Annotated in this window: 22 protein-coding genes; 17 read left to right on the top strand and 5 right to left on the bottom strand. The window is 71.2% G+C overall.

Features of this window, described 5'->3' with window-relative positions; translation table 11 throughout:
- Positions 1-25 precede the first annotated feature (25 nt).
- Together efp and nusB are read left to right on the top strand one after the other, a co-directional pair.
- A complete protein-coding gene (efp, locus tag KBY19_RS20150; RefSeq protein WP_099878661.1) occupies positions 26-592 on the top strand; it encodes an elongation factor P in 567 nt (188 codons plus the stop codon).
- Positions 593-594: 2 nt separating this feature from the next.
- Positions 595-1,020, top strand: a complete 426-nt coding sequence (gene nusB, locus KBY19_RS20145) for a transcription antitermination factor NusB (protein ID WP_099878659.1) — start codon at positions 595-597, stop codon at positions 1,018-1,020.
- A 221-nt stretch (positions 1,021-1,241) separates the two neighbouring features.
- Here nusB and bldD read toward each other — a convergent pair whose 3' ends face one another.
- Positions 1,242-1,742 carry a transcriptional regulator BldD gene (gene bldD / locus KBY19_RS20140; RefSeq protein ID WP_030407913.1) on the bottom strand — a complete coding sequence of 167 codons (501 nt, stop codon included), beginning with the start codon at positions 1,740-1,742 and terminating at the stop codon, positions 1,242-1,244.
- 245 nt (positions 1,743-1,987) lie between these two features.
- Between bldD and pyrR the strand changes: the two genes are divergently transcribed.
- From pyrR to metK, 13 genes are all read left to right on the top strand, one after another.
- Positions 1,988-2,608, top strand: a complete 621-nt coding sequence (pyrR, locus tag KBY19_RS20135; protein WP_099878657.1) for a bifunctional pyr operon transcriptional regulator/uracil phosphoribosyltransferase PyrR — start codon at positions 1,988-1,990, stop codon at positions 2,606-2,608.
- 227 nt (positions 2,609-2,835) lie between these two features.
- Positions 2,836-3,864, top strand: coding sequence for an aspartate carbamoyltransferase catalytic subunit (locus KBY19_RS20130; RefSeq protein ID WP_099878655.1), 1,029 nt, complete (start codon positions 2,836-2,838; stop codon positions 3,862-3,864).
- Position 3,865: 1 nt separating this feature from the next.
- The gene (locus KBY19_RS20125; protein ID WP_099878653.1) at positions 3,866-5,170 is read left to right on the top strand and encodes a dihydroorotase; all 1,305 of its coding nucleotides are present in this window, start codon (positions 3,866-3,868) and stop codon (positions 5,168-5,170) included.
- A 14-nt stretch (positions 5,171-5,184) separates the two neighbouring features.
- Positions 5,185-5,781: a hypothetical protein gene (locus KBY19_RS20120; protein ID WP_099886322.1), complete on the top strand. Its 597-nt coding sequence runs from the start codon at positions 5,185-5,187 to the stop codon at positions 5,779-5,781.
- Positions 5,781-6,968 (top strand): glutamine-hydrolyzing carbamoyl-phosphate synthase small subunit, encoded by a 1,188-nt coding sequence (gene carA / locus KBY19_RS20115; protein ID WP_210966350.1) that lies wholly within the window; start codon positions 5,781-5,783, stop codon positions 6,966-6,968. Before KBY19_RS20120 ends, carA begins: the two co-directional genes overlap by 1 nt.
- Entirely contained in the window at positions 6,961-10,281 is a 3,321-nt protein-coding gene (gene carB, locus KBY19_RS20110) for a carbamoyl-phosphate synthase large subunit (RefSeq protein WP_210966343.1), read from the top strand. Before carA ends, carB begins: the two co-directional genes overlap by 8 nt.
- Positions 10,282-10,354: 73 nt before the next feature.
- A complete protein-coding gene (locus KBY19_RS20105) occupies positions 10,355-11,473 on the top strand; it encodes a quinone-dependent dihydroorotate dehydrogenase (protein ID WP_099878647.1) in 1,119 nt (372 codons plus the stop codon).
- Positions 11,470-12,324, top strand: coding sequence for an orotidine-5'-phosphate decarboxylase (gene pyrF / locus KBY19_RS20100; protein WP_099878646.1), 855 nt, complete (start codon positions 11,470-11,472; stop codon positions 12,322-12,324). The genes KBY19_RS20105 and pyrF overlap by 4 nt, the downstream gene beginning before the upstream one ends.
- Before the next feature lie 237 nt (positions 12,325-12,561).
- Positions 12,562-12,885: an integration host factor gene (locus KBY19_RS20095; RefSeq protein WP_019356158.1), complete on the top strand. Its 324-nt coding sequence runs from the start codon at positions 12,562-12,564 to the stop codon at positions 12,883-12,885.
- A gap of 37 nt (positions 12,886-12,922) precedes the next feature.
- Positions 12,923-13,519, top strand: coding sequence for a guanylate kinase (gmk, locus tag KBY19_RS20090; protein WP_185016307.1), 597 nt, complete (start codon positions 12,923-12,925; stop codon positions 13,517-13,519).
- A gap of 65 nt (positions 13,520-13,584) precedes the next feature.
- Complete coding sequence (gene rpoZ / locus KBY19_RS20085; RefSeq protein ID WP_099878644.1) at positions 13,585-13,863, top strand: DNA-directed RNA polymerase subunit omega; 279 nt, start codon at positions 13,585-13,587, stop codon at positions 13,861-13,863.
- Between the two features lie 98 nt (positions 13,864-13,961).
- The gene (gene coaBC / locus KBY19_RS20080; RefSeq protein WP_210966342.1) at positions 13,962-15,215 is read left to right on the top strand and encodes a bifunctional phosphopantothenoylcysteine decarboxylase/phosphopantothenate--cysteine ligase CoaBC; all 1,254 of its coding nucleotides are present in this window, start codon (positions 13,962-13,964) and stop codon (positions 15,213-15,215) included.
- 398 nt (positions 15,216-15,613) lie between these two features.
- Entirely contained in the window at positions 15,614-16,837 is a 1,224-nt protein-coding gene (metK, locus tag KBY19_RS20075) for a methionine adenosyltransferase (protein WP_099878640.1), read from the top strand.
- A gap of 350 nt (positions 16,838-17,187) precedes the next feature.
- Here the strand turns inward: metK and KBY19_RS20070 are convergent, their stop codons facing one another.
- The 4 genes from KBY19_RS20070 to KBY19_RS20055 all read right to left on the bottom strand — a co-directional run bounded on the left by KBY19_RS20070 (position 17,188) and on the right by KBY19_RS20055 (position 22,419).
- Complete coding sequence (locus tag KBY19_RS20070) at positions 17,188-18,321, bottom strand: hypothetical protein (protein ID WP_210966341.1); 1,134 nt, start codon at positions 18,319-18,321, stop codon at positions 17,188-17,190.
- A gap of 37 nt (positions 18,322-18,358) precedes the next feature.
- Entirely contained in the window at positions 18,359-20,299 is a 1,941-nt protein-coding gene (locus KBY19_RS20065; RefSeq protein WP_185016305.1) for a hypothetical protein, read from the bottom strand.
- Positions 20,299-21,036, bottom strand: a complete 738-nt coding sequence (locus KBY19_RS20060) for a toll/interleukin-1 receptor domain-containing protein (RefSeq protein ID WP_099878633.1) — start codon at positions 21,034-21,036, stop codon at positions 20,299-20,301. The genes KBY19_RS20065 and KBY19_RS20060 overlap by 1 nt, the downstream gene beginning before the upstream one ends.
- Before the next feature lie 90 nt (positions 21,037-21,126).
- Complete coding sequence (locus tag KBY19_RS20055) at positions 21,127-22,419, bottom strand: helix-turn-helix domain-containing protein (protein WP_210966340.1); 1,293 nt, start codon at positions 22,417-22,419, stop codon at positions 21,127-21,129.
- A 298-nt stretch (positions 22,420-22,717) separates the two neighbouring features.
- On the opposite strand from KBY19_RS20055, the gene KBY19_RS20050 reads away from it, so the two are divergent.
- Positions 22,718-23,338, top strand: a complete 621-nt coding sequence (locus KBY19_RS20050) for a TetR/AcrR family transcriptional regulator (protein WP_247691198.1) — start codon at positions 22,718-22,720, stop codon at positions 23,336-23,338.
- Positions 23,339-23,518: 180 nt separating this feature from the next.
- The gene (locus KBY19_RS20045) at positions 23,519-25,684 is read left to right on the top strand and encodes a primosomal protein N' (protein WP_210966339.1); all 2,166 of its coding nucleotides are present in this window, start codon (positions 23,519-23,521) and stop codon (positions 25,682-25,684) included.
- The last annotated feature ends 97 nt before the right edge of the window (positions 25,685-25,781 follow it).

The following is a 25,781-nucleotide window of genomic DNA, read 5'->3' as shown; positions in this document are numbered from 1 at the left end:
AGCAGTCTCAGGAGATTCCGCGACCGTGGCATCCACGAACGACCTCAAGAACGGCATGGTGCTCAAGCTCGACGGCGACCAGCTCTGGTCCGTAGTCGAGTTCCAGCACGTCAAGCCCGGCAAGGGGCCCGCTTTTGTCCGTACGAAGCTGAAGAACGTCCTCTCCGGCAAGATCGTCGACAAGACGTTCAACGCGGGCACCAAGGTCGAGACGGCCACCGTGGACCGACGTGACATGCAGTTCTCGTACATGGACGGCGACTACTTCGTCTTCATGGACATGCAGACATTCGACCAGCTCCACGTCGACCGCAAGACCGTCGGCGACGCGGCCAACTACCTCATCGAGGGCTTCGACGCCACGGTCGCGCAGCACGAGGGCGAGGTGCTCTACGTCGAGCTGCCCGCCGCCGTCGAGCTGGAGATCAAGCACACGGAGCCGGGCGTGCAGGGCGACCGCTCCACCGGCGGCTCCAAGCCCGCCGAGCTGGAGACCGGCTACAGCATCCAGGTTCCGCTCTTCATCACGACCGGCGAGAAGATCAAGGTCGACACGCGCTCCGGTGAGTACCTCGGTCGGGTGAACAGCTAACCGTGGCTGCACGCAACAAGGCCCGCAAGCGCGCCTTCCAGATCCTCTTCGAGGCCGACCAGCGCGGTGCCGACGTGCGCACCGTGCTCGCGGACTGGTTGCGGCTCGCCCGGACGGACACCCGGCAGCCGCCGGTCTCCGAGTACACGATGACGCTCGTCGAGGGCTACGCGGGGAACGCCGCACGCATCGACGAACTGCTGTCCACGTATGCGGTGGGCTGGACGCTGGACCGGATGCCCGACGTGGACCGGGGCATCCTGCGGCTGGGCGTCTACGAACTGCTCTGGGTCGACGAGGTTCCGGACGCGGTGGTCATCGACGAGGCCGTCCAGCTCGCCAAGGAGTTCTCCACCGACGAATCGCCGGGCTTCATCAACGGCCTGCTGGGCCGGCTGAAGGAACTGAAGCCGACGCTGCTTCGGTAACTCTCCCCGCCGCGGTGGGGGCGAGGGAGCCTTCCCTTGCCACCGCCACGGTGCTCGGCGCGACGCAACAAAACCGGCGGTGCCAAGCCGGCCGGACCCGTCCATCCGGATGGGTCACGGCCGCCTCGGCACCGCCGGCTCGCGTCGTGGGGGGCCGCGCTCCCCGGCCTCGGCCGGGAAGTGGCCCCACGCGGTGGGAGAGCCTGCTCCGCGGAAGAGGGTCAGACCTCTTCGTGGGAGACGGCCCGCCGCGCGTCCGCGTCCAGCACGCCCCAGCTGATCAGCTGCTCCGTGAGCACGGACGGCGACTGGTCGTAGATGACGGCCAGGGTCCGCAGGTCGTCCTGGCGGATGGAGAGGACCTTGCCGTTGTAGTCCCCGCGCTGCGACTGGATCGTCGCGGCGTACCGCTGGAGCGGACCCGCCTTCTCGGCCGGTACGTGGGCCAGGCGCTCGAGGTCGAGCACCAGCTTCGGCGGCGGCTCGGCGGCCCCGCCCGGAGTGGTTCCCGGCAGCAGCTCCTGCACCGGAACTCCGTAGAAATCAGCCAGCTCGGCGAGGCGCTGCACGGTCACGGCCCGGTCGCCGCGCTCGTACGAGCCCACCACGACCGCCTTCCAGCGGCCCTGGGACTTCTCCTCGACACCGTGGAGGGAGAGGCCCTGCTGGGTGCGGATGGCGCGGAGCTTGGCTCCGAGCTGTTTGGCGTATTCGCTGGACATATGGCTCCCCGGACGCTGTATCGCTGAGCGGCTGCGCCACGCGGTTCTCTTGCGCCGCGCGCCTCGCGCTTCGTAACTCACTGTGAGGTTACGCAGCGTAATGTGCCGCGTCAAGCCGAGGGGGTCCGAACGGCTGGCACCGCCCTGGGGCGGACCCGGAACCGGGCCCTGGTAGCGTTGAGCAGCGACAGTGCAGGCGTCCTTTAAGGCCCGTCCCGTGAGGCGGGGAAGGAGGTCCGATTCCCATGGACGACAGCAGCCCGAACCTGCATCCGGCACGCCCCGTACTGGAGGCGCCGGACATCAAGCGGGTACTCACCCGTATCGCCCACGAGATCGTCGAGCGCGCCAAAGGCGCCGACGACGTGGTACTTCTCGGCATCCCCACCCGCGGTGTCTTCCTCGCCCGACGGCTGGCCGCCAAGCTCGAAGAGATCACCGGCAGCGCGATCCCCGTAGGTTCGCTCGACATCACGATGTACCGGGACGATCTGCGTCTCGGCCCCGCACGGGCCCTCGCGCACACCGAGATCCCGGCCGAGGGGGTCGACGGACGACTCGTCGTCCTGGTCGACGACGTGCTCTACTCCGGCCGCACGATCCGCGCCGCACTCGATGCCCTGGGTGACATCGGGCGTCCCCGCGCGGTGCAACTCGCCGTTCTCGTGGACCGTGGTCACCGCGAGCTTCCGATCCGCGCCGACTACGTCGGCAAGAACCTGCCCACCTCGCAGCGCGAAACCGTCAAGGTGCAACTGACCGAGGAGGACGGCCACGACGGCGTACTGCTCGGCACCCGCGCGCCCGCGTCCGAGCACGCCGAATCAGGCGCACGCCCGCGTCGCGGCACGGCTCCCGCGGGCTAGGCCACCCGAACCGCGTCCAGGCGCCCGCCCGGCGCACGCCTGCGGCGCGCGGAGCGCGGCCGTACGCCCGTGTGCTGCGCTGCACGGACCCGCCCCGTCCGACACGCCGCCCCGACGCGCCCGCTGCCCCGGTGCGCAACTCCCCAGGCCCCGGCCGGGAGGTGCCCCGGCGTGCGAGCTCTCGCGACGACCACACATCCCACCCCACGGAAGGCACCAGGCAACAGATGAAGCGTCACCTCATCTCGGCCGCCGACCTCACCCGCGACGACGCCGTCCTCATCCTCGACACCGCCGAGGAGATGGCCCGGTTCGCCGACCGGCCGATCAAGAAGCTGCCCACCCTGCGCGGCCGCACCGTCGTCAACCTCTTCTTCGAGGACTCCACCCGCACCCGGATCTCCTTCGAAGCGGCGGCCAAGCGGCTGTCGGCGGACGTCATCAACTTCTCCGCCAAGGGCTCCTCGGTCTCCAAGGGCGAGTCCCTCAAGGACACCGCGCTCACTCTGGAGGCCATGGGCGCCGACGGTGTCGTCATCCGGCACGGCGACTCCGGGGCCCCGCACCGGCTGGCGACCTCCGGCTGGATCGGCGGCTCCGTGATCAACGCCGGGGACGGCACCCATGAGCACCCGACCCAGGCGCTGCTGGACGCCTTCACCATGCGTCGGCGGCTGGTCGGGGAGGAGGGCGCCGCGCTCGACGGCAGGCGGATCACCATCGTCGGCGACATCCTGCACAGCCGTGTCGCCCGCTCCAACGTCCATCTGCTGAGCACCCTCGGTGCCCATGTCACCCTCGTCGCACCGCCCACCCTGCTGCCCATCGGGGTGGAGCGCTGGCCGTGCGAGGTCTCCTACGACCTGGACGCCGTACTGGCCAAGTCCGACGCCGTGATGATGCTGCGCGTCCAGCGTGAGCGGATGAACGCCGCGTTCTTCCCCACCGAGCGCGAGTACGCCCGCCGCTACGGTCTCGACGGCGAGCGCATGGCGCGGATGCCCGAGCACGCCATCGTGATGCACCCCGGGCCGATGAACCGCGGTATGGAGATCACCGCCGCGGTGGCCGACTCGCCCCGCTGCACCGCCGTCGAGCAGGTCGCCAACGGCGTCAGCATCCGGATGGCCGTGATGTACCTGCTGCTGGGCGGTGCCGAACCGGCCCTGTCCCGCGAAGACACTGCCCACCCGTCACCCGCCACCACCCCGGATGGAGGCGCTGCGCGCCGCCCGGCCGTAGAGGAGAACAACTGAGATGACTGAGCAGAACAGGACACTGCTGCGCGGTGCCAAGATCCTCGGCGGCGAGCCGCAGGACGTGCTGATCGAGGGCGGCACCATCGCGGAGATCGGCCGGGGCCTGCAGGCGGCGGGCGCGGAGGTGGTCGAGACCGGCGGCGCGGTGCTGCTGCCGGGGCTGGTCGACCTCCACACCCATCTGCGCGAGCCCGGCCGCGAGGACTCCGAGACGGTGCTGACCGGCACCCGGGCCGCCGCCAAGGGCGGCTACACCGCCGTACACGCCATGGCCAACACCTTCCCCGTCGCCGACACCGCCGGCGTGGTCGAGCAGGTGTGGCGGCTGGGCAAGGAGTACGGCTACTGCGATGTGCGCCCCGTCGGCGCCGTCACCGTCGGGCTGGAGGGCAAACAGCTCGCCGAGCTGGGGGCCATGCACGACTCCGCCGCCGAGGTCCGGGTCTTCTCCGACGACGGCAAGTGCGTCGACGACGCGGTGATCATGCGGCGCGCCCTGGAGTATGTGAAGGCGTTCGACGGTGTGGTGGCGCAGCACGCCCAGGAGCCGCGGCTGACCGCCGGTGCCCAGATGAACGAGGGCATCGTCTCGGCGGAGCTGGGGCTGGCCGGCTGGCCCGCGGTCGCCGAGGAGTCGATCATCGCCCGGGACGTGCTGCTCGCCGCACACGTCGGCTCCCGCGTCCACATCTGCCATCTGTCGACGGCGGGTTCCGTGGAGATCGTCCGCTGGGCCAAGTCCAAGGGCTGGAACGTCACCGCCGAGGTCACCCCGCACCACCTGCTGCTGACCGACGAGCTGGTCCGCTCCTACAACCCCGTCTACAAGGTCAACCCGCCGCTGCGCACCGAGGCCGATGTACTGGCGCTCCGGGAGGCGCTGGCCGACGGCACCATCGACTGCGTCGCCACCGACCACGCCCCGCACCCGCACGAGGACAAGGACTGCGAGTGGGGTGCGGCCGCCATGGGGATGGTCGGGCTGGAGACCGCCCTGTCGGTGGTGCAGCACACCATGGTCGACACCGGGCTGCTGGACTGGGCGCAGGTCGCCGACCGGATGTCCTTCCGGCCGGCCGCCATCGGACGGCTGGAGGGCCATGGCCGTCCCGTCTCACCCGGCGAGCCAGCCAACCTGGTCCTTCTCGATGCCGACTACCGTGGACAGGTGGACCCCGCGGGCTTCGCCTCCCGCAGCGCCAACACCCCCTACGAGGGCCGTGAGCTGCCCGGTCGCGTCACCCACACCTGGCTGCGGGGCCGCCCGACGGTCGTGGACGGGAAACTCGTGGGAGCAGCGTGAGCGGTGTGAACAGTGTGAGTGCAACAAACCTCCCTCTGATCGGCCTTGCGGCGGATCAGAAGTCACAGCAGGTCACCGACTGGGCCGCCCGGATCGGCTGGGTCGTCGGCCTCGTCCTGTTCGTCGCGCTGCTGTACTGGCTGATGCGCCAGGGCTGGAAGTGGCGCGGCACCCTCCAGGGCGACCTGCCCGAGCTCCCGCAGCCCCCGGAGCACAGCGGCGAGCCGCTGCTGAGCGCCACCGGCCGTTACCACGGCTCCACCAGCGCGGGCCAGTGGCTCGACCGGATCGTCGCACACGGTCTGGGCACCCGCAGCCGCGCCGAGCTGGCACTGACCGAGCGCGGACTGGATGTCGTACGGCCCGGCGCCCAGGACTTCTTCGTCCCGGCGGACCAGCTGCGCGGCGCCCGGCTCGACACCGGTATCGCCGGCAAGGTCCTCACCGAGGGCGGCCTGCTGATCGTCACCTGGGAGCACGGCGGACGGCGGCTCGACTCCGGATTCCGCTTCGACCACTCGGCCGACCAGGCCCGATGGGTCGAGAAGATCAACGCAATGTGCGGCGACAACGGCGTCGCGGCAATGCAGCAGCACAAGGAAGGCGCATGATGACGACCTCCGCCAGGGGAGCGACCGGAACCACGGCGAATCCCGCCCTTCTCGTCCTGGAGGACGGCCGTACCTTCCGCGGGCGTGCCTACGGGGCCGTGGGGGAGACGTTCGGGGAGGCCGTGTTCTCCACCGGCATGACCGGATACCAGGAGACCCTGACCGACCCCTCCTACCACCGCCAGGTCGTCGTCATGACGGCCCCGCACGTCGGCAACACCGGCGTCAACGACGAGGACCCCGAGTCCGCCCGGATCTGGGTGGCCGGCTACGTCGTACGCGACCCGGCGCGCACCCCCTCCAACTGGCGCGCCACCCGCTCCCTCGACCAGGAGCTGCGCGACCAGGGCGTGGTGGGCATCAGCGGCGTGGACACCCGCGCCCTGACCCGGCACCTGCGCGAGCGCGGGGCCATGCGCGTCGGCATCTTCTCCGGCGACGCCTGCGCGGCCGAGGAGGAGCAGTTGCTGTCCCGGGTGCGCGAGGCCCCGGCGATGAAGGGCGCCGACCTCGCCGGCGAGGTCGCCACGCAGCAGGCCTACGTCGTCCCGGCGATCGGCGAGAAGCGGTTCACCGTCGCCGCCGTCGACCTCGGCATCAAGGGCATGACCCCGCACCGGATGGCCGAGCGCGGCATAGAGGTGCACGTGCTGCCCGCCACCGCCACGGTCGAGGACATCTACGCGGTGCGGCCCGACGGGGTCTTCTTCTCCAACGGCCCGGGCGACCCGGCCGCCGCCGAGCACCCCGTCGCCCTGATGCGGGGCGTGCTGGAGCGCGGCACCCCGCTGTTCGGGATCTGCTTCGGCAACCAGATCCTCGGCCGCTCCCTCGGGTTCGGCACCTTCAAGCTCAAGTACGGCCACCGCGGCATCAACCAGCCCGTCCAGGACCGTACGACCGGCAAGGTCGAGGTCACCGCGCACAACCACGGCTTCGCCGTGGACGCGCCGCTCGACCGCGTCAGCGACACCCCCTTCGGCCGCGCCGAGGTCTCGCACGTCTGTCTCAACGACGGCGTGGTCGAGGGGCTGCGGCTCCTGGACAAGCCCGCCTTCAGCGTCCAGTACCACCCCGAGGCGGCAGCCGGCCCGCACGACGCCGCCTACCTGTTCGACCGGTTCGTCACGCTCATGCGGGACAACCCCCAGCACAGCGCCAAGCTCATGGAGGACCAGCGTGCCTAAGCGCACCGATATCCAGTCCGTCCTGGTCATCGGCTCAGGACCGATCGTCATCGGGCAGGCCGCCGAGTTCGACTACTCCGGCACCCAGGCATGCCGCGTGCTCAAGGCCGAGGGCCTGCGCGTGATCCTGGTCAACTCCAACCCGGCCACGATCATGACCGACCCGGAGATCGCCGACGCCACATACGTCGAGCCGATCACCCCCGACTTCGTCGAGAAGATCATCGCCAAGGAGCGCCCCGACGCGCTGCTGCCCACCCTCGGCGGCCAGACCGCGCTCAACACCGCGATCTCCCTGCACGAGGCCGGGACACTGGACAAGTACGGCGTCGAGCTGATCGGCGCCAACGTCGAGGCCATCAACAAGGGGGAGGACCGCGACCAGTTCAAGGAGGTCGTCGAAGCCGTCCGCGGCAAGATCGGCCACGGCGAGTCCGCGCGCTCCTACATCTGCCACTCCATGGACGACGTACTGCGCGGCGTCGAGGAGCTCGGCGGCTACCCGGTCGTCGTCCGCCCCTCCTTCACCATGGGCGGCGCCGGCTCCGGCTTCGCCCACGACGAGGAGGAGCTGCGCCGTATCGCCGGGCAGGGGCTGACCCTCTCGCCGACCACCGAGGTACTCCTGGAGGAGTCGATCCTCGGCTGGAAGGAGTACGAGCTGGAGCTGATGCGCGATCACCACGACAACGTGGTGGTCGTCTGCTCCATCGAGAACTTCGACCCGATGGGGGTGCACACCGGCGACTCGATCACCGTCGCGCCCGCGATGACGCTCACCGACCGTGAGTACCAGATCCTCCGTGACATCGGCATCGCCGTCATCCGTGAGGTCGGCGTCGACACCGGCGGCTGCAACATCCAGTTCGCCGTCAACCCGGCCGACGGCCGGATCGTCGTCATCGAGATGAACCCGCGGGTCTCCCGGTCCTCGGCGCTCGCCTCCAAGGCCACCGGCTTCCCCATCGCGAAGATCGCCGCCAAGCTCGCCGTGGGCTACACACTGGACGAGATTCCCAACGACATCACCGAGGAGACCCCGGCCTCCTTCGAGCCCACGCTCGACTACGTCGTCGTCAAGGCGCCCCGCTTCGCCTTCGAGAAGTTCCCGGCCGCCGACTCCCAGCTCACCACCACCATGAAGTCGGTCGGCGAGGCCATGGCCATCGGCCGCAACTTCACCGAGGCCCTGAACAAGGCGCTGCGCTCGCTGGAGAAGAAGGGCAGCCAGTTCGACTTCGCCACGCCCGTGGCCGAACTCGGCGACAAGGCCGAACTGCTCGCCCTGGCCGCCCGCCCCACCGACGGCCGGATCAACACCGTGATGGCCGCCATCCGGGCCGGCGCCACCCAGCAGGAGGTCTTCGACGCCACGAAGATCGACCCCTGGTTCGTCGACCAGCTCTTCCTCATCAAGGAGATCGCCGACGAGATCGCCGCGGCGCCCGAGCTGAGCCCCGGGATGTTCGCCGAGGCGAAGCGGCACGGCTTCTCCGACGCGCAGATCGCCGCCGTCCGCTCGCTGCGCGAGGACGTGGTGCGCGAGGTGCGGCACGCGCTGGGCATCCGCCCCGTCTACAAGACCGTTGACACCTGCGCCGCCGAGTTCGCCGCCAGGACCCCGTACTTCTACTCCTCCTACGACGAGGAGACCGAGGTCGCGCCGCGTGAGAAGCCGGCGGTGATCATCCTGGGCTCTGGCCCCAACCGCATCGGTCAGGGCATCGAGTTCGACTACTCCTGCGTCCACGCCTCCTTCGCACTGGGTGCGGCCGGGTTCGAGACCGTCATGGTCAACTGCAACCCGGAGACCGTCTCCACCGACTACGACACCTCCGACCGGCTCTACTTCGAGCCGCTCACCCTGGAGGACGTGCTGGAGATCGTCCACGCCGAGCAGCAGGCGGGTCCCGTCGCCGGCGTCCTCGTCCAGCTCGGCGGCCAGACCCCGCTCGGCCTCGCCCAGGCGCTCAAGGACAACGGGGTGCCCATCGTCGGCACCTCGCCCGAGGCGATCGAACTGGCCGAGGAGCGCGGCGCGTTCGGCCGGGTGCTCACCGAGGCCGGACTGCCGGCCCCCAAGTACGGGACCGCCTTCTCCTTCGAGCAGGCCAAGGGCATCGCCGCCGAGATCGGCTACCCGGTCATGGTCCGCCCCTCCTATGTGCTGGGCGGCCGTGGCATGGAGATCGTCTACGACGAGCCCTCGCTGGAGTCCTACCTCCAGCGGCACGCCGGGCTGATCGAGAAGCACCCGGTCCTCATCGACCGCTTCCTCGACGACGCCATCGAGATCGACGTCGACGCGCTCTACGACGGCCACGAGCTCTACCTCGGTGGCGTCATGGAGCACATCGAGGAAGCCGGTATCCACTCCGGTGACTCGGCCTGCGCTCTGCCCCCGATCACCCTCGGCGGCTACGACATCAAGCGGCTGCGGACCTCCACCGAGGCCATCGCCCGCGGCGTCGGCGTCCGAGGCCTGATCAACATCCAGTTCGCCATGGCGGGCGACATCCTCTATGTGCTGGAGGCCAACCCGCGCGCCTCCCGCACGGTGCCCTTCACCTCCAAGGCCACCGCCGTCCCGCTCGCAAAGGCCGCAGCCCGGATCTCGCTGGGCGCCACCATCGGCGAACTGCGCACCGAGGGACTGCTCCCGGCCGAGGGCGACGGCGGCGACCTGCCGCTGGACGCGCCGATCTCCGTCAAGGAGGCGGTCCTGCCCTGGAGCAGGTTCCGCGATGTCCAAGGGCGCGGCGTGGACACCGTGCTGGGCCCGGAGATGCGCTCCACCGGCGAGGTCATGGGCATCGACACGGTGTTCGGCACCGCCTACGCCAAGTCGCAGGCCGCCGCGTACGGGGCGCTGCCGGACAAGGGCCGGGCCTTCGTCTCCGTCGCCAACCGCGACAAGCGCTCGCTGATCTTCCCCGCGCGGGAGCTGGTCGCCATGGGCTTCGAGCTGCTGGCGACCTCCGGCACCGCGGAAGTTCTCAAGCGCAACGGGATCAACGCGACGGTCGTCCGTAAGCACAGCCAGGGCCCCGGCCCGCAGGGCGAGCCGACGATCGTGCAGCTCATCCACGACGGCGTGGTCGACCTGATCGTCAACACCCCGTACGGCACGGGCGGCCGTCTGGACGGGTACGACATCCGCACCGCGGCCGTCGCCCGGTCGGTGCCGTGCCTGACGACCGTCCAGGCGCTGGCCGCGGCGGTCCAGGGCATCGACGCCATGGCCCGCGACGAGGTCAGCGTGCGGTCCTTGCAAGAGCACGCCGGTCACCTGGTCGCCGCCCGCCGGAGCTGATCGCGCCTCCCTCCCCCGGCCCGGCCGGGGGAGGGGCCGGGCCACTCCCACCCACAGGAACCCACCACACCCCATGTACGGACTCCTCTTCCGCACCGTCTTCTGCCGAATGGATCCGGAAAAGGCGCACCACCTGGCCTTTTCCTGGATCCGCTCAGCAGCCCGCACCCCCGTCCTGCGCACCTTCGCGGCAGCCGCTCTGGCCCCGCGCCGCAAACAGCTCCGCGTCGAGGCGCTGGGCCGCCGGATGCACGGCCCGTTCGGTCTGGCCGCCGGGTTCGACAAGAACGCGCAGGGCATCGACGGTCTGGCCATGCTCGGCTTCGACCACGTCGAGATCGGCACCGTCACCGGCAGCGCCCAGCCCGGCAACCCGAAGAAGCGGCTGTTCCGCCTGGTCGAGGACCGGGCACTGATCAACCGTATGGGCTTCAACAACGAGGGCTCGGCCGCCGTCGCCGCCCGGCTGGCCGCCCGGAAGCCGGTCTTCCGTACGACCGTCGGCGTCAACATCGGCAAGACGAAGGCCGTGCCGGAATCCGCCGCGGTCGCCGACTACGTCACCTCCACCGAGGCGCTGGCGCCGTACGCCGACTACCTGGTCGTCAACGTCTCGTCACCCAACACTCCCGGCCTGCGCAACCTGCAGGCCACCGAGCAACTGCGCCCGCTGCTGACCGCCGTACGCGAGGCCGCCGACCGCACGGTCACCACGCGCCGAGTCCCGCTCCTGGTCAAGATCGCACCCGATCTGGCGGACGAGGACATCGACGCGGTCGCTGACCTGGCCGTCGAACTCGGGCTGGACGGGATCATCGCCACCAACACCACCGTCGCGCGTGACGGGCTCGGCCTCGCCGCCGACCCCGCGCTGACCGCCGAGACGGGCGGGCTGTCCGGCGCCCCCGTCCGCGACCGGTCCCTGGAGGTGCTGCGCCGGCTGTACGCACGCGTCGGCGACCGGCTCACGCTCGTCGGTGTCGGCGGCATCACGACCGCCGAGGACGCCTGGCGCCGCATCCTGGCCGGGGCCACGCTCGTGCAGGGCTACACGGCGTTCCTGTACGAGGGTCCGTTCTGGATGCGGCGGATGCACCAGGGGCTCGCCGACCTGCTGGCGGCCAGCCCCTACGCCACTCTCGCCGAGGCCGTCGGGGCCGAGCACCGGCACACCCGGGAGGCAGCAGCGTGACCGTTCAGGAGACCACCGCGCCGGAGCCCTTCGGCGCACGGCTGCGCCGCGCCATGGACGCCCGGGGCCCGCTGTGCGTCGGTATCGACCCGCACGCCTCCCTGCTGCACGCCTGGGGGCTGGAGGACGACGTGGCGGGGCTGGAGCGGTTCAGCCGCACGGTGGTGGAGGCACTGGCCGACCGTGTCGCCGTGCTCAAGCCGCAGGCCGCCTTCTTCGAGCGCTTCGGCTCACGCGGCGTCGCCGTGCTGGAGCGGACGGTGGCCGAGGCCCGGCAGGCGGGTGCGCTGGTGGTCATGGACGCCAAGCGCGGCGACATCGGCTCCACCATGGACGCGTACGCCGCGGCCTTCCTCGACCCCGGCAGCCCGCTGTTCTCCGACGCGCTGACCGTCAGCCCCTATCTGGGGTTCGGCGCGCTGGAGCCCGCCGTCGCCGCGGCCACCGCGAACGGGTGCGGGCTGTTCGTCCTGGCGCTCACCTCCAACCCCGAGGGGCAGGAGGTCCAGCGCGCGGTCCGCGAGGACGGCTCGACGGTGGCGGCCACGGTGCTGCGGCACCTTGCCGACCGGAACGCGGGAGCCGAGCCGCTGGGCTCCTTCGGCGCGGTGGTCGGCGCGACGCTGGGCGACCTCTCGGCGTTCGACCTGGCGGTGAACGGCCCCCTGCTCGCGCCGGGCATCGGGGCACAGGGCGCGACCCCCGCGGACCTGCCCGCGGTCTTCGGCGGCGCGGTCCGCAACGTGGTGCCGAGCGTCAGCAGGGGAGTGCTCCGTCACGGGCCCGACACAACCGGACTGAGAGATTCCGCGATCAGCTTCGCCGACGAGGTGCGCAGCGCGGTGGGCTGAGCGGGAGGTGATCCCACGCCGAGAGCGGAAAATGTGCCGGTTTTGCCCAAAAAAGTCCGGGTCGGCAGAGGCTGACCTGGACTTTTCGTCTGTTCTCGCTGACTCCGGCGCTCACGCCCGCTAGTCTCCGTCGAGAGCACCGCGAACAGGCGCGTTGCTCGTTGCTCCGCAGGTGCGGGCCTACTAGGTTCCTCACCGATCCGTATCCGACAGTTCAACATCCGAGGTGACGTAGGCGTGGCTCTTCCGCCCCTTACCCCTGAACAGCGCGCAGCCGCGCTCGAAAAGGCCGCCGCGGCTCGCCGGGAGCGCGCCGAGGTCAAGAACCGGCTCAAGCACTCCGGCGCGTCTCTGCACGAGGTCATCAAGCAGGGCCAGGAAAACGACGTGATCGGCAAGATGAAGGTCTCGGCGCTCCTGGAGTCCCTGCCCGGCGTCGGCAAGGTCCGCGCCAAGCAGATCATGGAGCGGCTGGGGATCTCCGAGAGCCGGCGGGTCCGCGGTCTCGGCTCCAACCAGATCGCTGCCCTGGAGCGCGAGTTCGGCGGTGCCAACGCCTGAGGTCTCAGGCACTCGCGTTAACCGGGATAATCGCTGCATGAGTTCTGCAGTTCCCCGGGGGGAGACCCCGGCACCCCCGGTCGGCACATCGCGGCTGACCGTGCTCTCCGGCCCCTCCGGGGTCGGCAAGAGCACGGTCGTCGCACATATGCGCAAGGCCCATCCCGAGGTCTGGCTCTCCGTCTCCGCCACCACTCGAAGGCCTCGCCCGGGCGAGCGCCACGGAGTGCAGTACTTCTTCGTGGGCGACGAGGAGTTCGACAAGCTGATCGCCAACGGCGAGCTGCTCGAATGGGCGGAGTTCGCGGGCAACCGCTACGGCACCCCCCGACAGGCGGTGCTGGAGCACCTGGAGCGCGGGGAGCCCGTCCTGCTGGAGATCGATCTGCAGGGCGCCCGGCTCGTCAAGCAGTCCATGCCCGAGGCACAGCTCGTCTTTCTGGCCCCGCCCAGCTGGGAGGAGCTGGTCAGGCGGCTGACCGGCCGGGGCACCGAGGCGCCCGAGGTCATCGAGCGCCGGCTGGAGGTCGCCCGTACCGAGCTGGCGGCCGAGGCCGAGTTCGACCGGACCCTGGTCAACACCTCTGTCGAGGAGGTCAGCGCTGAACTGCTAGCCTTGATGAGTATCGATTGACCTGACCTCCAGCGCTCGGCAACGCCCGAAGGGCACCGAGCGAGCATCGAAACGGAAGGCAGAGAGTGGCCTCTTCCATCACTACGCCCGAGGGCATCATCAACCCGCCGATTGATGAGCTGCTCGAGGCCACCGACTCGAAGTACAGCCTTGTGATCTACGCCGCCAAGCGCGCGCGCCAGATCAACGCGTACTACTCCCAGCTCGGTGAGGGCCTTCTCGAGTACGTCGGCCCGCTGGTGGACACCCACGTGCACGAGAAGCCGCTGTCCATCGCGCTTCGGGAGATCAACGCGGGTCTCCTCACCTCCGAGCCCGTGGAGGCTCCGCCGGTCGTTCCGTAGCCGGTCGGCACAACTTCCACCAGGGGCCCGGCAGCGCGGCTGCCGGGCCCCTGGTGTGTCATAGGACAACGACGCGTGTGGCATGTGGGGAGAGACGAGTGACGCAGCAGCGGGACGGGCGGGCGGCGGCCGGCAAGCCGAAGGTCGTGCTCGGGGTGAGCGGCGGCATCGCCGCCTACAAGGCGTGCGAGCTGGTGCGGCGCTTGACCGAGAGCGGCCACGACGTGCGGGCCGTCCCCACCGAGTCGGCGCTGCACTTCGTCGGAGCCGCCACCTTCTCGGCGCTGACGGGCCACCCGGTGGCCACCGATGTGTGGGAGTCCGTGCACGAGGTGCCGCACGTGCGCATCGGGCAGGGCGCCGACCTGGTGGTCGTCGCGCCCGCGACCGCCGACCTGCTGGCCAAGGCCGCGCACGGCCTCGCCGACGACCTCCTCACCAACACGCTGCTCACCGCGCGTTGCCCCGTCGTCTTCGCTCCCGCCATGCACACCGAGATGTGGGAGCACCCCGCGACACAGCAGAACGTGGCCACCCTGCGGAGCCGCGGTGCCCTCGTCATCGAGCCCGCCGTGGGTCGACTGACCGGGAAGGACACCGGCAAGGGGCGGCTGCCGGACCCCGACGCGATCTTCGACGTCTGTCGCCGGGTGCTGCTGCGCGGCGCGGCGGGGACGGCCCCGGATCTCGCCGGACGGCATGTGGTCGTCAGCGCGGGCGGCACCCGTGAGCCCCTCGATCCGGTGCGTTTCCTGGGTAACCGCTCCTCCGGCAAGCAGGGGTACGCGCTCGCCCGGGTCGCCGCCGCGCGCGGTGCGCGCGTGACGCTCGTCTCCGCGAACAGCGCGCTGCCCGACCCGGCGGGCGTGGACGTCGTACGGGTCGGCAGCGCCATGGAACTGCGCGAAGCGGTGACGAAGGCGGCTGCCGACGCGGACGCCGTGGTGATGGCCGCCGCGGTCGCCGACTTCCGTCCCGCCGTGTATGCGACCGGGAAGATCAAGAAGAAGGGCGACCAGGAGCCCGAGCCGCTGACCTTGGTGCGCAACCCGGACATCCTCGCCGAGATCTCGGCGAGTCGTCCCCGTCCTGGACAGATCGTGGCCGGCTTCGCGGCCGAGACGGACGAGGCGCTGGCGCACGGCCGCGCCAAGCTCGCCACGAAGGGCTGTGACCTGCTGGTCGTCAACGAGGTGGGGGAGAGCAAGACCTTCGGCGCGGAGGAGAACGAAGCCGTGGTGCTCGGCGCCGACGGCAGCGAGACGCCGGTCCCGTACGGGCCGAAGGAGATGCTCGCGGAGACCGTGTGGGACCTGATCGCGGAGCGCCTTCCTGAGCTTCCCGAGGAGTGAGGCACCGCTGCGGCTCGCGGAGCTCTCGATGGCGGGAGGGGCGGGAGAGGGCAACCGGAACCACTGCTTCCGAATGTTCGTTCGGGTGGCTTCCGGGTGGCCGTCCGGGGAAATTCGGCACTGGGACCGAGTGGGCCGGAAGTCGTCGTACCAGGCCGGAACGGCGCTCTTGACCAGTACCTTCACCGACCGACACGCCCCGACATGTCCGGATCTCAGGTGGCCTTCCGGTGCCATTGGAGTCCGGATTGAGCAGGTCATGGTCGTCTCGTAGTTCGAGAGTCCGTGATTGGATGCGGGTGGAGATGGATAAACTGGCCGCGGACCGTGCTTGGGCGCAGCCCCCGACCGGTCCGCCCCATGCTCAGCCAGCAGCCGCTGCAACCCCAGGGAGCGATGTGTCGCGCCGCTTGTTCACCTCGGAATCTGTGACCGAGGGTCACCCTGACAAGATCGCTGACCAGATCAGCGACACCATCCTCGACGCCCTTCTCAAGGAAGACCCGCACTCCAGGGTCGCCGTCGAGACGCTGATCACCACCGGCCTCGTGCATGTGGCCGGAGAGGTGACGACCAAGGCTTACGCCCCGATTTCGACGCTCGTGCGCAACAAGGTCCTCGAGATCGGCTACGACTCCTCCAAGAAGGGCTTCGACGGCGCCTCCTGCGGCGTCTCCGAGTCCATCGGTGCCCAGTCGCCCGACATCGCGCAGGGCGTCGACACCGCCTACGAGAAGCGGGTGGAAGGCGCCACCGCGGGTGAGGAGATCGACGAGCTCGACGAGCAGGGCGCGGGCGACCAGGGCCTGATGTTCGGCTACGCCTGCGACGAGACCGCCGAGTACATGCCGCTGCCGATCACCTTGGCGCACCGGCTCTCGGAGCGGCTGTCGGCCGTCCGCAAGAACGGGACCATCCCCTACCTGCGCCCCGACGGAAAGACGCAGGTCACCATCGAGTACAACGGCGACAAGGCCGTGCGGCTGGACACCGTCGTGGTCTCCTCCCAGCACGCGGCCGACATCGACCTGGACTCGCTGCTCGCACCCGACATCCGCGAGTTCGTCGTCGAGCCCGAGCTGAAGGCCCTGGTGGACGAGGGCATCAAGCTGGACACCGAGGGCTACCGGCTGCTCGTCAACCCGACCGGACGCTTCGAGATCGGCGGCCCGATGGGCGACGCCGGTCTCACCGGCCGGAAGATCATCATCGACACCTACGGCGGTATGGCCCGCCACGGTGGCGGTGCCTTCTCGGGCAAGGACCCGTCCAAGGTCGACCGCTCCGCCGCCTACGCGATGCGCTGGGTCGCCAAGAACGTGGTCGCCGCCGGCCTCGCCTCCCGCTGTGAGGTGCAGGTCGCGTACGCCATCGGCAAGGCCGAGCCGGTGGGTCTGTTCGTGGAGACCTTCGGGACCGCCACGGTGGAGGACGAGAAGATCGAGCAGGCCATCTCGGACGTCTTCGACCTCCGTCCGGCCGCGATCATCCGCGACCTCGACCTGCTGCGCCCCATCTACGCGCAGACCGCCGCCTACGGCCACTTCGGCCGTGCGCTTCCCGACTTCACCTGGGAGCGCACGGACCGGGTCGACGCCCTGCGCAAGGCGGCCGGGCTCTAGCCCTTCCGCTCGCGTATCCGTCCTCCGCTTCGTCCCGGAGGCCCGGCACCCCATGCTGGCGGGGTGCCGGGCCTCCGGTGTGTCCGTACCCTCGTGCGACACCGACTTCCGCCTCTCGCGTTCGCTCGCGTTGTTTCCGGCCGCGAACACGCAAATATCCCCTCGACCGCAGTCGGCTGCCGCTTCTAGGATGAAGGCGGACGCGCCCGGTGCGCAGGCGGGGGATACTTCTTCACCGGAGTTTTTACTCCTCGCGGGTTCGAATCCCGTCGCCGACCTCACCTCGCGTGACGTGGCGTGGCCGAGCGGCCGAAGGCAGTGGCCGGGCAGCTGCCCACTCCCCGGCCGAATCAGACCTCGGGCGCGTCCGCTCCGTCCTCCTCCCCGGGCACCGTCGACGAGCTCGGCTCCGGGGCGACCGCCGGGTCGAAGCGCCGCCGGAGGTCTTCGCTCGCCTCCTCCCGGCCGACCTGGGCGGCCCCCTCGTACAGCGCCCGGGCCAGGACGCCCGAGTCCGCGTGCCCGGCCGGTACGCCCATCGCGGCCAGCAGCCGCTCGAACGCGTCCACCGGCGCGGGCGCCCCCGTACCGTCCACCCCGAACGCCCGGCTGAACTGCGGCACACCGTTGTGCCCGTTGCCGTTGTGCCCGTAGCCGTTCGGCTGCCCCTCGGCCTCCGGCGCTCCCGTCGGGCGGGGCACCAGAGCGGCGTAGCGCTCCGGGACGTCGCGGTTGTTCGCGGCTGCCGAGAGCTGGGCGAGTACACCCAGGTCGTCGACGGTCTTGCGGATCTGGTCGTCGTTCTTGGCGAGCCACCACACCACGGCACTGCCGGTGTCGTGGAGCACGTCCTTGCCCAGATACTCGCGCCGATCGCGCTCGTACCGGCGTTCGTGCGACCACAGGATCTCGTCCTTGCGGACCGTGGCGAGCTTGCGCAGCCGCACCGCGTCTGCCTCCGTGAGGGTGAGCGTCACGTTCTCCGCCATGGCGAGCACCCGCCCGCACGGGTCAGGCAGCATGACCGCCAGCTCGCCGACGAGTCGGTGCTGCGCCAGCGAGCCACGGTGGGGCTGCCAGGTTTCGGTGACCGCGCGGGCCCGCTCCAGCACCGCGCTGACCGCCACGCCCGCGGGGGAGAAGGGCGGACTGTCCTTCGGCAGTTCCTGCGGCCACCAGCGCACCGTGGCCGAGAAGCGGAAGTCGTAGTCCTCGGCCGCCGAGGGAAGCACCACATCGGTCACCGTCTGCTCGCGGCGCTCGGGCGGATCGGTGGGCCGGTCGGGCTCTGCCGTGAACTCCTGCGAGAGGGGATCCACGGCGGGAGTCGCCAGCCGAGACAGCACGAGAGCGGCAGCTGTGAACAGTAACGCGACAACGGCCCACGCCCACACAGGCCAGTGCAGTACGAGGCCGACGAGGACCAGAACGAGGCCCAGGAGGACGGTGCAGAAACCGCTCATCGTCTTGTGGCCAGAACTCATGGGGTCTCCTGACACATCATGGGGACCGCTGCGGCGGTCAAGGGGCTGCGGGGGCGGGACGGTGATTCGGCGCGGTCCTGGAGGTGGTCCACAGCGCGTCCACCGTGCGGGCGCGGGCAGGGTCTGTACCGGCCCAGGCGCATGCCACGGCGTATACGGCACCGAAGGCCGCCCGGTGCCGCGCGCATGCCTCCCCCAGGACCCCCAGGGGCGTGGGCCCGACGCCGGGCCGGGAGTGGGCCCGGTCCAGCCACGCGCGCAGCGGCCTCTCCCAGCCGGCGCGGGGCACAGCGGCGAGTGCTTCCGCCCAATGATCCGTGAGAAGGACGTGTACCTCACCGTCGTCCATCAGCCGTGCCGGATCGGCGACCTGGAGGAAGATGTCGAGGTCGCGGCGGCCGCGCGCGTCGGCACCTGGCCGCAGCCGGCTCAGCAGGCTGCGGTAGAGCCGGTCGTCGGAGTCGGTGATCCGCGACAGGGCCTCGCGTGCCGTCTCGCGGACGCCCGGTTGGTGGTGCCGGCTCAGATGGCGCAGGCGGACCATCGCCTGGTCGGGGAAGCGGCGGGAGAGCACCTCGGAGCACACCCCGATCAGGACGTGGGCACGCGACGTCGGCAGCGCCGCATCCTGCGCCCAGGCGTAGAGCCGGTGCCGGAAGAAGCTGCCGTACCGGGGGTGCACCACGCTCTCCCCCAGCGCACGCGCGGCCATGGACAGCTCGTCCTTCGAGGCCGACGGCCGGGACCAGCGCTCGGCCAGATCGCTGAGGCCTTCCGGTGGTCCGGTGCGCAGGCACTCGCGGGCGACGCGCGTGACGAGCTCCAGCCGCTCGGAGGTGCCGAGTGCCTGGAACTCCGTTGCCTGGCGCATCCAGCGGCCGAGCGGGGCGCGCAGTTGCGGATAGTTGTCCCAGAAGTACGCGCGCACCCGGTCGTCGTAGGCTGCCGCGTCGAAGCGGACCCGGCCGTCCGCCCCCACAGCGGCCTTGATGTCACCGAGCCGGGCGGTCAGTGTGCGGTGCTGGAGGGGAGGTGCGGTCACCTCCGGGTGTTCTGTGACCCGCACCAGCCGGACCGCCGCCTCGTGCACGGTGTCGGCGCGTGCTCCGTGCAGCAGCGCTGTCGCCAGCAGGAGGGCGCGTTGTGCGCCGCCCTGCAACTCGGCCAGATGTTTGTCGACGTCACGCATCCCCGGCTGCCGCGCTGCGAGAGCGGCGCTGAGCCAGGACTCGAAGCCGGCCCCCTCCGATGCACCCTCGCCGGCTGCCGCGATCTCTTCGGCCAGGTCCGCGACCTCGGCCATGGTCGCCTTGGCCAGCAGAAGACCCAGCTCCTGCCCGGCCAGTTGCGAGGGGGCGGGGCGGATGCCGCAGCCGCGCAGATGCACACGCAGTACATCCAGGGCGTCGGGGCGCCCCAGTGGCGCCACGAGTCCCTGCAGCATGCGGTCGAACCCGGCCTGCCACTCTCGTGGAAGCACGGTGGCGAGCCATGCGCCGCGTTCCCGCACGACCTTGATCAGGCCGGGCAGATCGGCCATGAAAGCGGCGTAGCGGCTGTCCGATACCCCGGACAGGTCGAGCAGCAGAGCAGCGCCGTTCTCCACCTGGTCGGCGTCGAGCGCCCGGCCGGTGTCCTCCTCCTCGGCCTGGTCGACGAGTTCACGGAAGCGCTGTGTGCCCTGGGGGAGTTCGCACAGCAGCACCTTGGCCGCCGTCAGCGCGCCGTGTCCGGGGCGGGCGCTGAGAAGGACCGCACGCTTGTCCTCCAGCAGCCGTCGGGCCCGGTCCGCGCCGGGTGGCGGCACGAAGCGCTGTTTGAGCCTTCGCAGTTCCTCCGCGGCTGCCTGGCGCGGGTCCCGGCCGCTCCTGTCGTGTGCCGCGGACGCCCTGATGTCCTGGTAATAGGCGACGTACTGGGGCCCGGGGCCGGAGTTGACGGGCCCGTGCGAGCTGTCGAAACGAGTGCTGTTCGTCATCACCGCTCTCCGAACCGGTGCTTGACGCTTCCCTTGTTGTCGCCGCCGATGTAGGTGGCTCCGTCGCCGTCGATATGGGGCTGGTGCACATGCTGTGGTCCGGAGCCGGTGTTGACGGGACCGTGGGAGTCGTGGATGACAGTGGAGGTGAGACCGCCGCTGACGTCCCGCGCCTGGATGCGGCTGTCCCCGTCTCCGTCCATCGTGTTGGTCACAGCACCGGGCGCCGGGTCCCCGGGCTGCTCCGGGGACTCCGGTTCGGCGAGTCCGGGCACGAGATCGGTGAGCACCTCGGCGATCCGGGCGAGGTCGGTGGACGCCTGCTGGTGGTCGTAGCGCAGGGACTGGACATACGCGAGGCGGACGAGCGGCGGGGGAAGGGCGGCAGCCGTCAACCGCTCCGTACGGCGGCCGAGCAGCACGGGGATCACGGGCAGCCCGCGGGAGAACGCTTCCAGTATCTCCTTGCGCACCCAGTCCTCCGCGTTGTCGAGCGCCCTGCGGCCCGGCCGGGTGCTGTCGGGGGCGTCGAGCCAGTGCGGCCCGATGAGGGCCAGGAGCGCGTCACTGCGGCGTACACCTGCGAGCAGTTCTTCGGGATACAGCTGCCCAGGACGGATCGATTCGCTGGCGCGGAAGACCGGACCCGGCCCGAATCGATGCGTCAGATCGCGCGCGATCGTGGTGGCGGCCTGCTCGCCGTCGCCGGTGCGGTAGTTGACGAAGACGTGCGGCATGAGGGCTCCTTCTCGGGGCGGGAGTGCGAACTGTCGGACCTGTCGGATGCCGGACCGAGCGGGGTGCCGCCGGCGCGGCGGCAGCGCCGGTCAGATGTGGGTGGCCAGCCAGGGCGAGAGGTGCTGGGCGGCCGAGGTGGGGTGGCGGCGCAGCACATGTGCGAGGCGGCGCAGGTCGGTCGCGACCGTCGCGGACGCGACGGCGTCCGTTGCCTCGGTGAGGGCCTCGAGAAGCGCACACGCATGGTCGATCTCGCCCGCCGTGGCGTGGGCGAGTGCGCGCCGCATCCCGTACCGCGCCTGCGACCTGAGGGCGTCCCGGGGCAGTTTGGCCGTCTCGCGGTCCAGGATCTCAGCGGCCTCGCCGGGCCGGCCCAGGTCGTGCAGGCACCAGCCGGTGATCATCGACACCGGGTCGGTCAGCGTGCTGGATCCGATGACCGGAGAGGGCGAGGCGGCCTGCGCGCTGCTGCTCGTGGGACGGTCGGTGATGGTCAGCAGGGCTCGCGCCATGTCGAGGCCGCGCATACAGGCGCGGTGATCGCCGGCGAGGGCGTGCCCCTGTGCTTCGCGCTGCGCGGCCAGACCGCGTACCCGGTCGCTGTCGGCGAGCCGTTGGGCGCGGCGGGCCAGTTCCACTGTCTGCTTCGCGTCGCCCCGGTAGAGAGTGATCAGCGCGCGGCGCACCAGTGCATAGGCGGTCAGCCCGTGGTCTCCACCGGCCTCGGCGAGCTCCACCGCGCGGTCGGTCCACCACAGCGCTCCGCGCTCGTCCCCGGTTTCCTGTACGAGCCAGCCGATGTACTCCGCGTAGCGGGAAGCCAGCGACAGCAGACCCTCCCTGGTGCGTGGGCCCGCCTGCTTGGCCAACGTGCGAAGGGTGTGGGTCTGGGCGATGAGTGGTGGGAGGACGAGTTGGGAGCCCGCGCTCTGGCCGAGGCGCCGGTAGTGGTCGAACAGCGAGCGGGCGGTGCGCAGGAGTGTGGCGTTGTCCGCCTGCGGTGCCGGTTGGCCCAGCGGGATCACGGACGCCGCGCCGGCGGCCATCAACGTTCGGCGGGGTACGGACTGGAAGGAGGCACTGCCACTGGGGTCCAGATGCATCAGCCACATCTCGTCTTCGTCGGAGTCGGGCTCGGGAGTGTCGGTCGTGGGGCGCGGAGGCGGGACCAGCGCTGCCAGGGCACCGTCGGCCCGGAGAGTGGTGTCGCAGAGACGGGCCAGTTCGGGGGAGGGCGCTTTGAGGCCGCGTTCGACCTTGCTCAGCTGGCTTTTGCTGTAGTGGACGCGGGCGCTGAGGTGGCCGAGGGTGAGTCCGCCGGCGAGGCGCAGTCTGCGGAGCTCGGGACCGAAGCGAAGCTGCTGCTGCTCCTGTTGAGGCACTGGTGATCTCCGTATCTCTCCTTCCGGGACGGCGGCCCTCGCCTGGGATTCAGCTTGGGTCGCGCCCGCCCGGACCGACAAGGCGCGGGGGGTGTTTCCCGTTTCCTCTCCTCACCGCTCTCCCTCTGCGGCTCTCGGCGCCCCGCCTGTCCAGCGCCTCCGTCCGCAGCGGTCGCGGCCGGGCCACATCCCCTCGCGAGCAGGCAAGCAGGAGAGAGTCAGCACGTCGAGAGGGCGTCGTGGCGGAGTGAGTCCTCACTCATTGACGGAGTGAGGACTCACTCCGTATGCTCGATGCATGGACGAAACGACGGGCAGGCGCCGAGCGCCGGCCATGGATCCGGAGCAGCGGCGCGCCATGATCATCTCGGCGGCGTTGCCGCTCGTGGTGGAGTACGGGCCGTTGGTGACGACCGCGAAGGTCGCGCGGGCCGCCGGGATCGGGGAGGGCACCATCTTCCGGGTCTTCACGGACAAGGAGGAACTGCTGGCCGCGTGTCTGGAGGAAGCCCTGCGGCCCGACGACACCGTCGCGCGTCTGGGCGGGATCTCGCTCGACCAGCCGCTGGCCGCGCGGCTGGTCGAGGCGGCCGGGGTGATGCGGGGCCATATGAACCGGATAGGGGAGGTGGCCGGGGCCCTGGCCTCGCGCGGCAAGGTCGAGCAGGCGCGCACCGCCGACATGGAGGAGGGGCAGCGAGCGCGCGAGGCCGGGCTGGCTGCGCCACGTGCGGCGTTGGCGGCACTGCTGGAGCCCGAGCGGGAGGCGCTACGGCTGGCGCCCGAACGTCTTGCCGACCTCTTCCAGTTGATGCTGATGAGCGCCGGACGCTCCGGTGTGAGGGACGTGAGCGACGCCGAGATCGTCGACCTCTTTCTGCACGGGGCCCTGTCCGCACAGCGGAGCTCCGATGCCTGACACCTCCTCGATCCGGCCGGCGGTCGGCCGGACACCCGCCCATGCCGGAGATCTCCGTGGTGGGGGCCGGGGCAGGAAGACGGCGAGCGGCGGCGTATGCCCGGGTCGCGTACGGAACGTCGGGCGCCCGGCGCGGGCAGGTGAGCGGCGCCCGTCGGCGCTGTTTGCGAGACTGAGGCTGTGAGCAGGGGTGACGCCAACGGCGAAGGGGAGCGGCAGCCGGATGCGCCGGAGCAGCTGGCGCTGATCCGCGAGACGGTACGGGAACGCAAGGCCCGGCAGCCGAGGGCCAAGCCGCGTACCTGGCGGGGTGCCGAGATGGCGGAGCGGCTGCCCGTGGCCCGGGTGCTGGTCGACAAGGGGCTGGTCCATCTCGACCGGTTCTTCGACTATGCCGTTCCGGCGGTGATGGACGAAGAGGCCCAGCCCGGCGTGCGGGTGCGGGTCCGGTTCGGGGCCGGTGAGCGGGAGGGGCGCCGCGAGGGGGGCGGCCTGATCAACGGGTTCATCGTCGAGCGCCGGGCCGACACCGACTTCGCCGGGCGGCTCGCCCCGATCGCCCAGGTGCTGTCACCGGAGCCGGTGCTCACGCCCGAACTGCTTCAGCTGTGCCGGGCGGTGGCCGACCGGTACGCGGGATCGCTCGCCGACGTGGTGCAGCTCGCCGTCCCACCGCGCCGGGCGAGGGCGGAGACGCAGTCCTCGCCGCGCCGCCCGCCCAAGCCGCCGGTGCCCGAGCCCGGTGGGTGGGCGCGCTATCCGGAGGGTCCGGCGTTCCTTCGGGCGCTCGCCGACAAGGCCGCGCCCCGCGCCGTGTGGACGGCGCTGCCCGGTCCGGAGAGCTGGGCGGACGAGCTGGCCCGTGCCATGGCCACCACCCTGGCGGCGGGCCGGGGGGCGCTCGCCGTACTGCCCGACGGCAAGTCGGCGGCGCGGGTGGACGCGGCGCTGACCGCGCTCGTCGGCGAGGGGCAGCACGTGCTGCTGACCGCGGATGCCGGTCCCGAGCCACGCTACCGGCGTTGGCTGGCCCTCAGCCGCGGTGCGGTGCGTGCGGTGGTCGGAACGCGCGCCGCGATGTTCGCGCCCGTACGCCGTCTCGGCCTCGCCGCGATCTGGGAGGACGGCGACAGCGGCCACAGTGAGGAGCGGGCGCCGCAGCCGCACGCCCGCGAGGTGCTGCTGCAGCGGGCGGTCACCGAGCAGGCTGCCTTCCTGCTCGGCGCGCACGGTTGCACCGTGGAGGCCGCGCAGCTCGTGGAGTCGGGGTTCGCACGGCCGTTGGCGGCCGACCGGGACACCGTGCGGACGGTGATGCCCCGGGTCCGTACGACCGCCGAGGGCGACGAGGGGCGCGACCCGGCGGCTCGCAGTGCGCGGCTGCCGAGTCTGGCCTGGCGCACCGCGCGGGACGCGCTGGACCGCGGCCCGGTGCTGGTGCAGGTGCCGCGCCGCGGCTACGTGCCGCGTCTGGTGTGCGAGCGGTGCCGGGAGCCGGCGCGCTGTGCGCACTGCTCGGGGCCGTTGGAGGCGGCGGGTGCCGGTACGGCGCTGCGCTGTGGATGGTGCGCTCGGGAGACACCGCAGTGGAGCTGCCCGATGTGCTCGGGTACGCGGCTGCGCGGCAGCGTCATCGGCGCCCGGCGTACGGCGGAGGAGCTCGGCCGTGCTTTCCCCTCGGTGCCCGTGCGGACCTCGGGCGGCGCACATGTGCTGGGGTCGGTGCCGGGTCGTCCGGCGCTGGTCGTGGCCACCCCCGGAGCCGAACCCGTACCGGAGGGCGGCGAGGGGTACGCGGCGGCGCTGTTGCTCGACGGCTGGGCGCTGCTGGGCCGCCCCGACCTGCGCGCGGGGGAGGAGGCGCTGCGCCGCTGGTTGGGCGCTGCCTCCCTGGTGCGGCCGCAGGGCGAGGGCGGGAGCGTGGTGGTGGTCGCGGAGGAGACGATGCGGCCCGTGCAGGCCCTGGTGCGCTGGGATCCTGCGGGGCACGCGCTGCGGGAGTTGGCCGACCGTGCGGAGCTGGGTTTTCCGCCGGTGTCCCGGATGGCGGCGGTCACCGGTCCGCCGGAGGCCGTCGCCGCCTTGCTGGCTGCCGCTCGGGGTGCCGGACTCCCGGAGAGCGCGCAGGTGTTGGGACCCGTTCCGCTACCGGTACGGGAGCCGGGCCGGCCGCGCAACCCGGGCGATCCGCCGCCCGGCGAGCTGTGGGAGCGGGCGCTGGTGCGGGTGCCGCGCGGCAGTGGCGCGGCATTGGCAGCGGCGTTGAAGACGGCGCAGGCGGGCCGGTTGGCACGCCGGGAGGGCCCGGTCGCACACGTACGGGTCGATCCGCTGGACATCGGGTGACGACCGGGGATCGCCCGGTCGTTGGGGGACGTCGGGGGGCATCGTCCGCGTGGGCGCACCGGCCGGTCCCGGACGCCGCGCGGCCCCCGGGGGGCGG

Origin of the sequence: Streptomyces sp. B15 (assembly GCF_018070605.1) — a bacterium.
Taxonomy (GTDB): domain Bacteria; phylum Actinomycetota; class Actinomycetes; order Streptomycetales; family Streptomycetaceae; genus Streptomyces; species Streptomyces smyrnaeus.
This window is presented reverse-complemented; position numbering and strand designations above follow the sequence as displayed.